This window comes from Acinetobacter sp. AOR18_HL, from assembly GCF_027855145.1.
Lineage (GTDB): Bacteria > Pseudomonadota > Gammaproteobacteria > Pseudomonadales > Moraxellaceae > Acinetobacter > Acinetobacter pittii.
The window spans coordinates 1-13,255 of record NZ_JAKTIG010000043.1; the positions used below are offsets into that span (position 1 = coordinate 1).

Consider the following 13,255-nt stretch of genomic DNA (forward strand, 5'->3'; position numbering starts at 1 on the left):
TTTCTAGGACGAGTATTCAGTGACATGGCAACTTGATTTAAATAATGCTGATCTGCCTGATTTAAATCAATCCCTTTAGGTAAATATTGCCTAATTAAACCATTCATATTTTCGCATGTGCCTTTTTGCCAAGGTGAATGTGGGTCACAGAAATATACATCTATGCCTAAATCTTCTTCGAGTATTTTATGTTCTGACATCTCGCGTCCACGGTCATAGGTCAACGTTTTACGCAGTTCTGCAGGTAAATATTTCAGAGCTTCAGTTAAAGCCTTGCGCACTGATTCTGCCTTTGCATCAGGTAATGTTGCCAAGATACAGAGCCGTGTATTTCGTTCAATAAGTGTTGCTATCGAACTTTTATTGTCTTTACCTTTAATTAAATCAGCTTCCCAATGACCCGGTATTTTTCTTTCTTGAACTTCGGCTGGGCGCTCATGAATAGTTTTAATATCCTGTAATATAGAATCTTTTTTAGGTTCACCGTTAGCTTTTCGCTTTTTATTTTCATGACGCAGACAGGATAATAAGTCTTTTTTCAACTCACCCTTGGGTAATGCTCGTATCGTTGAATAAATCGTTGTATGGCTTACATTCATTGTTTGATCCAAATCAGGAAATGTCTTTAAACGCTTTGCTATTTGCTGAGGAGACCATAAACAACGGATCGCTTCAACAATAAATTTCCAGAGGATTGAATCGATTTTGAGTTTTCTGTGACCACGTCTACGTCTAGCGAAGGTGTTATCAGAAGCATATCGAGCTTGATAAACGTCATTGATGCTATTTCTTTTAAGCTCACGATAGATCGTACTAGGATGTCTTTTAATGAGTTCAGCAAATTTTCTGGCTGAAAAGCCTTCTTTTCTTGACTCAAGCATTAATGCAGTACGATCTTCAAAGTTAAGATGATGGTATGACAATTTTATATACTCCATAAACCCTTTAAATTAATTAGGTGGTTTATGTCGCACTTCAAGTTTTACTCTGCCAGGGTTCAGTTAATGAACCCTTTAATTTTGATTAAAAGTAAATTTTTTAATAAGTAATATTTACATTGAACAGATTAACTTAAAAATAATATTTAAATTAAATAATCACTCAACTATTCATTTAATTATTACAAAAATATGATTAGAACAAAGAAAACACTTTCATTATTAAAATTTACATATTGTATCAGTGGAGTCTTTATTATTGTCGATGCGGATAATAAAAAAATGGAGACTAGTATGTCAAAACGCCATATCTTAAAAGAAGTGAATGCTAAAAGTATGTGTGGTATGGAAATTGTTGTCGAACAAATTTATGAAAATATCAATGAAAAAAACTTTGTAGACGTTGAACTGGAACAGAGCTGGTTACCACTTTCTAAAATTGTGATTTCGGATAAAGTCATCAATTTAGATCCAGATAATAGCTTTGCTCATCCTAGAACAGGTAAAGTCTTTAAAGTCCTTAATTCTTAATCGTTTTTCTGTAAGTACATTTTTTATATTTCTAAGTCATTGAGGCGAAACATAGATACGTTTCGCCTCAATCCATTTAACTAAGAATTAATTTTCTTTTTGGAAAATAGTTTCTCTGCGGCGCCCAACACAAAAATAAAGAACACGGGAACAAAAAAGATGGCCAAGATGGTGGCAGATATCATACCTCCAAATACCCCTGTACCTAATGCATGCTGAGTTTCCGAACTTGCTCCAGTTGCAATGACTAATGGGATAACACCACAAGTAAAGGCAAGGGAAGTCATCAAAATTGGGCGTAGACGTAACTTTGCTGCTGCAACGGCTGCTTCAATTAAAGTCATGCCTTCTTCTTTGAGCATCTTTGCGAACTCAACAATTAAGATCGCATTTTTGGCAGATAAACCAATAATAGTGATGAGACCAATTTTGAAGAAAATATCGTTTGGCATTCCTCTTAACATAATGGCCATTACCGCACCAAAGATGCCTAAGGGAACAACAAGCATGACAGATAATGGAATTGACCAACTTTCATAAAGTGCAGCTAAAACTAAAAACACGACTAACATCGATAAAGCAATAAGGAATACCATTTGAGATTCAGATTGCTTTTCTTGCAGTGAAATACCTGTCCACTCATAACCAATACCTTGAGGAAGTTTGGCAATCAGCTTTTCCATTTCTCGCATCGCATCACCTGAAGATACCCCTATGTTAGGCACTCCAGCGATACTTAATGATGGTCGGCCATTGTAGCGGTTATATTGCTGCGGCAACTTATTCCACTGAGGAATCACGACTTCGGATAAAGACACCAGTTGTCCGTTTGCGCCTGCAACCTTCAAACTCAAGATATCTTTCAAATGCATTCGTGATTTTGCACTGGCTTGAACAATAACTTGCTGCATTCTGCCTTGATTTGGAAAATCATTGATATACATCGACCCCATTGAGGTCGAAATAATATCTGAAACAGAAGCAAAGCTTACTCCTAGAGTGTTTAATTTCTCGCGGTCGATTTTCAAGCTAATATTGTCACCTTGAGGTAAACCTTCTGGGTAAACCATATAAAACTTTTTGTTTTGGGCCGCCATTTCCATAAGCTTTTCTTGGGCCGAAATTAAAGCAGGCATTCCTAAATTTGCTTTGTCTTGTAAACGCAAACTAAAGCCTGAAGATGTACCCAATTCATCAATTGCTGGAGGAAGTACAGACATAGTTGTACCTTCTTTACTGTTTGCCATTTCAGCATTTATGAAGTTGGTATAGTCAGTAGTAGATTTATCACGCTCACCAAAATCTTTTAAGGTTGTAAAAGCGAGTGCAACGTTTTGGCCAGCGCCACTAAATCCCCAACCCATAATTGAAATATTGCTTTTAACATCCGACTGCTCATTTAAATGGCCTTCAAAATCTTTCACAATTTTTGTTGTACGTTCAGCAGTCGCATCTGAAGGTAATTGGAACGACGTTAAAAACCAGCCTTGATCTTCCTCTGGCATAAAAGCAGTTGGCCAATATTTCATGCCTGCAAAAGTTAAACCTGTAATCACCACAAAAATAATTAAAGTCGGAATAGTATGTTTAACGACTTTAAGTAAAATCGCTTCATATTTTTTTGTGACTTTATCAAAGCTACGATCAAACCATGCATAAAAACCTTTCTTTTGATGATTTGCATCAACAGGTTTTAATAAGGTTGCACAAAGTGCAGGGGTGAGTGTTAAAGCTAAAAATGCCGAGAATAAAATTGAGACTGACATCGTAATGGTAAATTGGCGGTAAATAATACCGACTGAGCCACTTGCTAAAGCCATTGGTAAAAATACGGCTGCTAGTACCAAAGTAATACCAATAATCGGGCTGGTAATCTCTGTCATGGCTTTGGAAGTCGCTTCTTTAGGCGATAGACCTTCGGTTGCCATAATTCGTTCTACATTCTCAACGACTACAATCGCGTCATCGACAATAATCCCGATCGCAAGCACCATGCCGAACATGGTTAACACATTAATTGAGTAACCTGTTAAAAGCATGATGGTAAACGTACCAAGCAGAGCAATTGGAGCAACAATCGCAGGAATTAAGGTATAGCGAACATTATGAAGAAATAAATACATCACAATGAAGACCAAAATCATGGCTTCAATTAATGTATGAACTACCTTTTCTATCGAAATTTTAACAAAAGGAGCAGTATCGTAAGGAATGCTAAATTGCATGCCTTCAGGTAAATTTACTTTTAGCTCTTCGAGTTTCTGTTTTACCGCATCTGCTGTTTTTACTGCATTTGCACCAGGGCTCAACTGAATAGCTGCAGCTGTTGCAGGTTTACCATTTTCTAAAATCGCAAAATTATATGACTGAGCACCCATTTCTACATCGGCTACATCCGACAACTTAATAGTGGCACCACTAATATTGCTCTTTAGACTAATATTTTTGAACTGCTCTACATTTTCAAGCTGTCCTTGAGCGGATAAAGGTATAGTAATTAATTGACCATTAACTAGAGGGCGATCACCAAGTCGACCTGGTGCAATATCGATATTATTGTTACGAATCGCATTATTTACATCACTAATCGATAGACCATAAGAAACTAATTTATTTGGATCTACCCAAATTCGCATCGCTTTTTCAGCACCGAATGACTGAATTTTTCCGACACCTTCAACACGTTTAAGCTCTTCGACCACATTACGAACCAGATAATCACTCAAATCGACTTCTGAATAACGATGGTTAGGTGAGTTTAAACCAACAAGCATTAAAAAGCCTGAGGAAGATGCCTCTACAGCTAAGCCTTGTTGGCGGACGACTTGGGGTAAGCGTGCTTCAACCGCTTTAATTTTGTTTTGTACGTCGACTTGTGCCATATCCACATCGGTACCGGGTTTAAATGTCGCGGTAATTTCAGCGGTTCCTGACGAATCCGTTGTAGCACTATAGTAGAGTAAGTTTTTTACTCCTGACATTTCGCGTTCAATGAGGGTAATCACACTATCATTAATCGTTTTGGGAGTAGCGCCCGGATAGCTTGCTGTAATGTTCACTTCGGGTGGCGCAACACTCGGAAAGCGTGCAATAGGTAACTTTGGAATACTCAGTACACCAAATAGAATAATAAAAATTGCAATTACCCATGCAAAAACAGGACGGCGAATAAAGAATTGAGACATCATTTAGCATCTCCTTGCTTCACCGTATTTTCTGTTGAGGCCGCTTTCCATGCTGAAATTGCCAGTTTTTGGTTGGGTTGGATACGCTCTATGCCTTCAACAACAACTTTGTCGCCTGCTTTCAGCCCTTTATTGATGAGATAAAACTGCTCATATTGTTGCCCTAACTCTACTGAGCGAACATCTGCGCCACCTTTGGCATTCACTACATAAACTTGAGGATCGCCATTCATATTGCGCTGAATAGCTTGTTCTGGCACGAGTAAGGCCTGAGGAACCGAAGCACGCTCAATATTAACGCGGACATACATACCCGGCAGTAATTTTCTTTCAGGATTGGTCACTTCAATACGAATGGTGACATCCCCAGTTTCAGGGTCCACATTAATATCTTCAAACAGCATTTTTGCTGCAACGTTATAGGACTGTCCCAAACTATTCAAAATCTGTACAGCTTTTTGATTGTTGGCAGATAACTCTCCACTTTGTAGAGCTGCCTGTAAACGCTCATATTCCCCAATAGACTGCTTTACATCGACATAAACGCGGTCAATTTGTTGAATGGTCGCCATAGTATTGCTATCAGCCTGACTAACCAAAGCGCCTTCTGTTACGAACGATTTACCAATACGTCCGGAAATCGGTGCTCGCACTGTCGCATACTGTAAATTAAGATTTTGTCGAGCTAATAATGCTTTCATTTGAGCAACATCTGCAATCGCTTGTCGATATTGTGCTTCGGCATTACTTACTTCTTGTTTACTAATCGCATTACTTGGTAAAAGTTGCTGATAACGCTCAAGTTGTATTTTTAGGCGGTTTACTTCTGCTTCAGCTTTATTTAAACCCGCTCGATTACTATTTACATCAGCCTCAAATGTTTCTGAGTTTATTTTGTATAGAGGTTGTCCAGCTTTAACTTCACTACCTTGAGCGAATAAAACTTTTTCGATAATACCGCCAACTTGAGGACGAATTTCGGCAGTTCTGAAAGCTTGAACGCGCGCTGGTAGATTTTCACTTAAGTTAATAGACTGCGGTTGAATTGAAATAATGGTAACCTTAGCCGTAGATACTTGTGTTTGATCACTTACTTGTTCATTGCCACAGCCGTTTAACACAAAAACGAAAGATAAAACGAATGGAACTAAAAAATGCTTTTGCACTTTTATAACACCTAATGGACTTCTAGATGCTGGCATTATTTTTGATGTGTGTGTAACCAAAATCACGAATATGTGGAAAAAGTGTGGAGATCTATCAAAAAATACGCGTATGATAAATCAAATTTTTCCCGCGTCTTATTGCTATGTTCGAGTCAACCTTTACGTTTAATTGTCAGGATAAGCTTATTCTTGTTGTAGAAGATGAATATGATATTGGCGATATTATTGAACATTATCTTAAGCGTGAAGGTATGCGTGTTGTACGGGCCATGAATGGTAAGCAGGCAATTGAAATACACGCAGCGCAGCCTATTGATCTGGTGATTCTCGATATAAAAATGCCGGAACTGAGCGGATGGGAAGTACTGAATAAAATTCGGCAGAAAGCAGCAACACCAGTCATTATGCTTACGGCTTTAGATCAAGAAATTGATAAAGTCATGGCTTTAAGAATTGGAGCAGACGACTTTGTCGTAAAACCGTTTAATCCAAATGAAGTGGTCGCACGTGTACAAGCAGTACTAAGACGTACTCAACAAAATCAGCAAGCTCCTAACCGAAATCTGATTTATAAAAATATTGAGGTGAATACCGAAATTCATACTGCTTATATCCATTCGGGGGATCAAAAACAAGCACTCAATTTAACTCTAACTGAGTACAAAATTTTATTACTGATGTTGCCTCATCCTCATAAAGTCTTTACCCGTTCAGAACTCATGAATCAGTGTCTACCAGATCGAGATGCATTAGAACGTACGGTCGATAGTCATGTCAGTAAGCTACGAAAGAAAATAGAAGATCTGGGTTTACGAAATATGCTCATCAATGTTCGCGGTGTAGGCTACAGGTTGGATCATCCACATGAAAAATAAAACAGGCATTAGTAAACAACTGATTATTGTACTGAGCTTTACCAGCCTAAGTGTTACGCTGAGTTCGCTAATTTTAGGTTATGGCACCTACTATGTTGCAATTGAAGTAGGGCTTATATCTCTCGAAAAGCTGAAAGAAAGTGATGAGTTTTTCCACTATCTAGATGGTATATGGTTATTCGCCGTGCTTTTGTTTGGCACAGCATTATCAATTATTTTAGGCATCAAGCTTGCTCAACGCTTTATTGTGCCTATTAATCTATTAGCAGATGCAGCCAAGAAAATTAGTCATGGGGATTTAAGTGCACGAGTTGAAAAACCGACGCATCATTCTTCTGAAATTGGTGAGCTCATGGATAATTTTAATGATATGGCTCAAAAACTAGAGACCTCAGTTGAAAATGCTCATGTCTGGAATGCCGCAATTGCACATGAGTTAAGAACGCCAGTCACCATTTTGCAAGGTAGGTTGCAGGGGATTATTGATGGTGTTTTTGAAGCTGACCCCATTTTATTTAAAAATTTACTGAATCAAGTAGAAGGTCTTTCAAACCTAGTCGAAGATTTACGTACATTGAGTCTTTTTGAAAACCAACAGCTTAGACTTAACCTCGAAACGATTTGTTTTAATGAAACTGCTCACAAAGTCGTGCACATGTTTGAAGAAAAATTAGAAAAAGCTCAGCTTAAAGTCATTTTCGATATTGAAGCGCCAAAAGTTGAGTGTGATCAACGGCGAATTGAACAGATTTTAATTGCTTTACTGGATAACGCTACACGTTATGCAAATCCGGGAAAGTTAATTGTTTCAACGAGACAAGAACAAACTAACTGGATTCTTGAAATAGAAGATGAAGGACCAGGCATTTCAGCTGAGCATCGTAAAGATTTATTTAACCCTTTTTTCAGGTTAGAACAATCAAGAAATAAAGAATTAGGCGGCACTGGGTTAGGTCTTTCGGTTGTACAAGCCCTTGTCATTGCCCATAAAGGTCAAGTCGATTATTTAAATCAACACTCACATAGCATTTTTAAAATAAGCATTCCTCAATAATGATCGCTTTTGTACAACCTTTAACGCTTTAATCTAGAGAAATTGCATTTCATGACTCGTGATTAACTAAAAAATAGGTTAATTTGTTTATAAAATTTTTTAAGTAAATACTGATTTTTTATGATAATTGAGATAGAAACCCATCCACTTGAGCCATTTTTACCGGAAAATACCCGTTTATTGATGTTAGGCAGTTTTCCACCGCCACGTAATAAATGGAAGATGGATTTTTACTATCCCAATTTCCAAAATGATATGTGGCGTATTTTCGGTTTGATCTTTTTCCAAGATAAAACACACTTTTTAAGTGAAAGCCAAAAAAATTTTAATGAAGAACGTATTCGAAAATTCTTGATTGAAACTGGTATTGCAATCTTTGATACTGCTTATCAAATTAAGCGGTTAAAGGGGAATGCCGCAGATAAATTTCTTGAAATAGTAACACCAACAGATCTTGCAGTTTTACTTCAGCAGATTCCTCTATGTCAAACCATTATGACCACAGGCGATAAAGCGACTGATACTTTAATTTCAGTTTTACCAGAACACACCGATAAACCGCTTATAGGAATGTCTACCTCGACTTACTTTGCAGGACGTAACATCAATTTATACCGTCTACCATCTTCTTCTAGAGCATATCCATTAGCGCTAGAGAAGAAAGCAGAGGCTTATCAAAAATTCTTTAAAGAGATAGGCATTTTATAAGTAAACTTGAAATGCTGTTACATCATCCATTCAACTGGTAAATATGAAACAGCTTTAATCATAGTACGTTGGAAAAGGCTCGTATCTGGGTCTTTTTCATATTCAACAATCTTTCCATCCGACTGATAATCTAACCAAATGATCTTTCCTTCACTATTTAACTTAAGCTGGTAAGCAACTTGAGGTAAGTGCTGATCGAGCAAGACTGAAATTTGCGCTTGTAATTGTCTCGATTCAATAACCAGACCGACCTCAGTATTTAAATAAGTCGAACGTGGATCAAAGTTAAACGAACCAATAAATACTTTACCGTCTACATCAAAAAACTTGGCATGTAAGCTCGATTTATTTTTACCTTTAGCAGGGATCACACTTCCAGTCACTACTTCATACCAAGTTCTGCGTCTGCGTTCTAAAAAGGGCTTAAACTCAAATAGTTCTACACCACTTTTGAGCATCTCAACTCGATATTGACTATAAAAAGCATGCACAATTGCCACATCATTTGCAGCAAATGAGTTGGTTAAAACCCTGACTTTAACACCTTGTACCTTGAGTTGTTTTAAATAGTAAGTGCCTTGTTGGGTAGGAACAAAATAAGCAGAAGCTAATTCGATATGCTGCTTTGGTTCACCCATAATCTTCAGGACTTGCCCATACAGCATTTCTTCTTTAGCGGCCAGTCCTAAGATTTTTTTAGGTGAATCAGCAACAAAATATGCTTTTGACCACTGGATTGGATAGTGCTCTAAAAGTTCTTTTAAATAGCTTTGAGCATCGTAAAGCTTATCTTCAGTTTGAGTATGATTTTCACTTTCATGAATTAAATCATGGTAGTGCTGCCTTAGTGTTTGCAAATGGTGAACAGCACATGTTCCCACCAGCTCAGTAGCATTTTGACTTAAATCACTTTGCCAAAAATCATTAAAGACAGACTGTGCATGTTGTACGGTATGTCCATAAAATAAAATATCTAGATCTGTAAACTGAAACTTACTACTTGCATCAAAATACTCACTACTAATATTTCGACCGCCTGTTACCGCAATCACGCCATCTGCAATAATTAACTTATTATGCATGCGATGGTTTACTTTTTTGAACCGAAAAATATAGTCTAAAATTCTTAAATATCTAAACTTGTATGGATTAAACAATCGAATTTCAAAATTGGGGTGGTGGAGAAGGCTTCTAAGAACTCCATCCAGCTTTACTCCATTTTGATCATCAATAAGTAAGCGGATTTTTACGCCACGATCTGCCGCTGTTAGTAACTCGTGCAGCATTAAGTTTCCAACAAAATCATTTGTCCAAATATAATATTGTAAATCGATTTTTTCTTTTGCATTTCTAATTAGATACATACGAGAAGCGATACTGATAAAGGCATCATCTAATGCCACAAAAGCAGTCAGTCCTTGTTCTGTTTTTTTTGTAGCTTGCTCATCATTCAACCAATTAAAGCTATTCGTCACTATATCATTCTCATCAGGGTCGTATGTACCGTTATACGAAGGTGTATGTGTAAAGCCCCAAGCATTTAATGCCATACTACTATACTGCTGATAGATTTGATTAATCATGTAAGCTTTTAAAGTCGCATCCAAGATAAACACATCTCAGCATTTTTATATTCAATTTATATGTCAAAATTCATATTAAACGTTATAAATACATTCTGCCAAGCCTCAACGCTAGCAATTCCTTATATTTATTGGCACTTCTTAGAAAACATATCCATTAAAAAATATAAAGTAAAATTTAACCCTTTTATGCCTAATGCTATATTCAATATTATTTTTTTAAGGATGCTTGAGATGAGTCACGTGGGTTCTTGTCTATGCAATGAAGTCAAATTTTCAGTTACTAACGAAATAAACACGGTCTATCATTGCCACTGTAGTCTCTGCCGCAAACAAACTGGAACGGGGGCAAATGCAGCAACATTAGTAAATAAGGATAAATTTGAATGGTTATCAGGTTTAGAACTTGTCCGCACCTATAAAAAAGAAACAGGCTTCACATCTTCATTTTGCAGTCAATGTGGATCACCAGTACCTAACTTAGTAGGCACTACTGATTTTATATGGATTCCATTAGGTTTATTAGACAAAGATATTGTTGTGCTAAAAAAGCTTAATTTTTGTATCGTTTCAAAGTCAAATTGGGTAAATACAGTAGATGCAGATGAATCTTACGATGAACTTCCAACTCTGAATGAACTAAACATATTGTTTGACTAAAGAATTTTTAAAAAATGAGACTTAGTTTGCATTAAATTTAATTTTTTCGGATGGTTATGCTTGCAGGTTTCACAAAAACACACTAATTACAATTGGCAGTACAACAATTACATTAGAAAACATGATATCTATCATACTTCCTTAAAGGGCTGAGTGAGTAGCTTAATAATAAAAGGGAGAAAATAGAGATGCCACAATATTTAATCATCGCTGAGAATGTATATAAAAAGATTGAGGACAAAAATTTATTTTCAGAAAGCTCGGCAGAAAACTTAAATCAATTAGTTCGTGTAATTCGTAATGAAATTAAAGGCACCAAATTTAAACTTAAATACAATTTTATAGATTTTGAGGAATGCCTAACCAAGCCCTTAGAGGAATGTGCCATTAAGTTAGACATGAGCCTTATGCCTAAATATAAAAATAAAGACGAATATATACTTTGGCTCGCGGGTTTTATTGAAAGAATTACGACAGGAGGTGAGGCGAAGCTTCCGCCGATCTCAAAATTTATTCCTCCAGACTTTAAGTTTAATTATGAGGAACCACCCAAAGTATCATCTTCTACACAAGATGATGGAGAGATGATCATTAATTATTTCAAATCAGATGCTTTTAATAAAATTATAAGCCAAGAAAAATAAGTACATAAAAAATATAGAAGTGATCGTCCACTACACTTCTATATCTCGCTGTAAATTCAGCAACCGCCTACTGGGGCGGTTTTTTAATTTTACCCACCTTATTCATAAAAAATATATTGTTATAACTTTTCACAAAAGTTTGCATAACGCACAGAATCAGTCTCATTGGCCTAAAAACAGATACAACCTTCAATGTTAATTTTAAACTTACTTAACTATCGTTTGGAGATAAGTATGCTCAAAGCTATGTTTTTCTTTAGTGCTGGTGCTGTTTTCGGTTACTGCTGTAAACACAAGGATGATAAAGCTAAAGAGGAAAAGTCATCAAAATAATCGAACTGCATTCATAAAGAACTTACTAATGAGTTGGTTTTTTATAAGGAGGTGTCTATGCTCCACAACCTTAGACAAGTTTTTTGTATTCATGTCTGGGAATATGACTTTGATATTACTCATGACGAAATTAAAGAATGCAGAAAATGTGGGAAAATTCATAAAATCAAGAATTTCCCAAAATTGACTTAAGATGTGAATTTTTAATTTTAGTCTTAAGTGAATATTAAAAATTAAATAGGCTCAAAATTTTAAATATTGAGCCTATTTAATATAAAACTTAATTAATTACCCTTAAATAAGATTAAAGAATACCTACCAATTTAATCAGAATAAAATCCCAAACAAATCACATTTTAAATCTATAAAACAGTTATATTGCACATAATTTATCAATTAAAATTAAAAATACAGAAACAATTTAATAAAAATTAAAAACTTATTTTTATAGCTTTCAACTTATACTTATATTTTACAAATAATTAATAAGGAGATAGAAATGCCAAAATACTTACTATTAGCAGAAAAAATTAATAAAAATATTAAAAGTTCTTATTCAAACAATCATTTTAGAAATTTAAATAATGGCAGAGTAAAACTTGAAGTGCGACATAAACCACCTAATTAATTTAAAGGGTTTATGGAGTATATAAAATTGTCATACCATCATCTTAACTTTGAAGATCGTACTGCATTAATGCTTGAGTCAAGAAAAGAAGGCTTTTCAGCCAGAAAATTTGCTGAACTCATTAAAAGACATCCTAGTACGATCTATCGTGAGCTTAAAAGAAATAGCATCAATGACGTTTATCAAGCTCGATATGCTTCTGATAACACCTTCGCTAGACGTAGACGTGGTCACAGAAAACTCAAAATCGATTCAATCCTCTGGAAATTTATTGTTGAAGCGATCCGTTGTTTATGGTCTCCTCAGCAAATAGCAAAGCGTTTAAAGACATTTCCTGATTTGGATCAAACAATGAATGTAAGCCATACAACGATTTATTCAACGATACGAGCATTACCCAAGGGTGAGTTGAAAAAAGACTTATTATCCTGTCTGCGTCATGAAAATAAAAAGCGAAAAGCTAACGGTGAACCTAAAAAAGATTCTATATTACAGGATATTAAAACTATTCATGAGCGCCCAGCCGAAGTTCAAGAAAGAAAAATACCGGGTCATTGGGAAGCTGATTTAATTAAAGGTAAAGACAATAAAAGTTCGATAGCAACACTTATTGAACGAAATACACGGCTCTGTATCTTGGCAACATTACCTGATGCAAAGGCAGAATCAGTGCGCAAGGCTTTAACTGAAGCTCTGAAATATTTACCTGCAGAACTGCGTAAAACGTTGACCTATGACCGTGGACGCGAGATGTCAGAACATAAAATACTCGAAGAAGATTTAGGCATAGATGTATATTTCTGTGACCCACATTCACCTTGGCAAAAAGGCACATGCGAAAATATGAATGGTTTAATTAGGCAATATTTACCTAAAGGGATTGATTTAAATCAGGCAGATCAGCATTATTTAAATCAAGTTGCCATGTCACTGAATACTCGTCCTAGAAA

11 protein-coding genes and 1 pseudogene are annotated in these 13,255 nt (G+C 36.0%); 8 read left to right on the top strand and 4 right to left on the bottom strand.

All coding sequences use genetic code 11. From position 1 onward, the window contains the following. On the bottom strand, nt 1-938 hold a 938-nt coding region (locus MKL51_RS11795), incomplete at its 3' end, for an IS30-like element ISAba125 family transposase (protein ID WP_079396101.1). 294 nt (nt 939-1,232) lie between these two features. Here MKL51_RS11795 and MKL51_RS11800 point away from each other — a divergent pair. Beyond that, a complete protein-coding gene (locus MKL51_RS11800) occupies nt 1,233-1,469 on the top strand; it encodes a hypothetical protein (RefSeq protein WP_017481147.1) in 237 nt (78 codons plus the stop codon). Nucleotides 1,470-1,549: 80 nt separating this feature from the next. On the opposite strand, the gene MKL51_RS11805 is transcribed toward MKL51_RS11800, so the two are convergent. Both MKL51_RS11805 and MKL51_RS11810 read right to left on the bottom strand, forming a co-directional pair. Then, entirely contained in the window at nt 1,550-4,657 is a 3,108-nt protein-coding gene (locus MKL51_RS11805) for an efflux RND transporter permease subunit (protein ID WP_270904326.1), read from the bottom strand. Further along, entirely contained in the window at nt 4,654-5,820 is a 1,167-nt protein-coding gene (locus MKL51_RS11810; RefSeq protein ID WP_086376679.1) for an efflux RND transporter periplasmic adaptor subunit, read from the bottom strand. The genes MKL51_RS11805 and MKL51_RS11810 overlap by 4 nt, the downstream gene beginning before the upstream one ends. A gap of 143 nt (nt 5,821-5,963) precedes the next feature. Between MKL51_RS11810 and adeR the strand changes: the two genes are divergently transcribed. The 3 genes from adeR to MKL51_RS11825 all read left to right on the top strand — a co-directional run bounded on the left by adeR (nt 5,964) and on the right by MKL51_RS11825 (nt 8,457). After that, nucleotides 5,964-6,695, top strand: coding sequence for an efflux system response regulator transcription factor AdeR (gene adeR, locus MKL51_RS11815; protein WP_005076017.1), 732 nt, complete (start codon nt 5,964-5,966; stop codon nt 6,693-6,695). Continuing rightward, nucleotides 6,685-7,749 (top strand): two-component sensor histidine kinase AdeS, encoded by a 1,065-nt coding sequence (gene adeS / locus MKL51_RS11820; protein WP_086376680.1) that lies wholly within the window; start codon nt 6,685-6,687, stop codon nt 7,747-7,749. The genes adeR and adeS overlap by 11 nt, the downstream gene beginning before the upstream one ends. Before the next feature lie 120 nt (nt 7,750-7,869). Continuing rightward, on the top strand, nt 7,870-8,457 hold the full coding sequence (locus tag MKL51_RS11825) for a uracil-DNA glycosylase family protein (protein WP_086376681.1): 588 nt from the start codon (nt 7,870-7,872) through the stop codon (nt 8,455-8,457). A 17-nt stretch (nt 8,458-8,474) separates the two neighbouring features. Here MKL51_RS11825 and MKL51_RS11830 read toward each other — a convergent pair whose 3' ends face one another. Next, nucleotides 8,475-10,064, bottom strand: coding sequence for a phospholipase D family protein (locus tag MKL51_RS11830; protein ID WP_161511890.1), 1,590 nt, complete (start codon nt 10,062-10,064; stop codon nt 8,475-8,477). Between the two features lie 201 nt (nt 10,065-10,265). Here MKL51_RS11830 and MKL51_RS11835 point away from each other — a divergent pair, with 201 nt between their 5' ends. From MKL51_RS11835 to MKL51_RS11850, 4 genes and pseudogenes are all read left to right on the top strand, one after another. Further along, nucleotides 10,266-10,700 (top strand): GFA family protein, encoded by a 435-nt coding sequence (locus tag MKL51_RS11835; protein ID WP_081404730.1) that lies wholly within the window; start codon nt 10,266-10,268, stop codon nt 10,698-10,700. A 188-nt stretch (nt 10,701-10,888) separates the two neighbouring features. Beyond that, nucleotides 10,889-11,344 (top strand): hypothetical protein, encoded by a 456-nt coding sequence (locus MKL51_RS11840; RefSeq protein WP_086376683.1) that lies wholly within the window; start codon nt 10,889-10,891, stop codon nt 11,342-11,344. An 832-nt stretch (nt 11,345-12,176) separates the two neighbouring features. Beyond that, nucleotides 12,177-12,281, top strand: a pseudogene (locus tag MKL51_RS11845) (hypothetical protein); the annotation flags it as partial. A gap of 36 nt (nt 12,282-12,317) precedes the next feature. Further along, the coding region (locus tag MKL51_RS11850) for an IS30-like element ISAba125 family transposase (RefSeq protein WP_079396101.1) at nt 12,318-13,255 on the top strand (938 nt) is incomplete at its 3' end.

Bases quoted from the DNA above. Each gene is read 5' to 3' on its own strand.
- adeR (WP_005076017.1), top strand. From the start codon at position 5,964: ATGTTCGAGTCAACCTTTACGTTTAATTGTCAGGATAAGCTTATTCTT.
- adeS (WP_086376680.1), top strand. From the start codon at position 6,685: ATGAAAAATAAAACAGGCATTAGTAAACAACTGATTATTGTACTGAGC.
- MKL51_RS11835 (WP_081404730.1), top strand. From the start codon at position 10,266: ATGCTTGAGATGAGTCACGTGGGTTCTTGTCTATGCAATGAAGTCAAA.
- MKL51_RS11800 (WP_017481147.1), top strand. From the start codon at position 1,233: ATGTCAAAACGCCATATCTTAAAAGAAGTGAATGCTAAAAGTATGTGT.
- MKL51_RS11805 (WP_270904326.1), bottom strand. From the start codon at position 4,657: ATGATGTCTCAATTCTTTATTCGCCGTCCTGTTTTTGCATGGGTAATT.
- MKL51_RS11840 (WP_086376683.1), top strand. From the start codon at position 10,889: ATGCCACAATATTTAATCATCGCTGAGAATGTATATAAAAAGATTGAG.
- MKL51_RS11825 (WP_086376681.1), top strand. From the start codon at position 7,870: ATGATAATTGAGATAGAAACCCATCCACTTGAGCCATTTTTACCGGAA.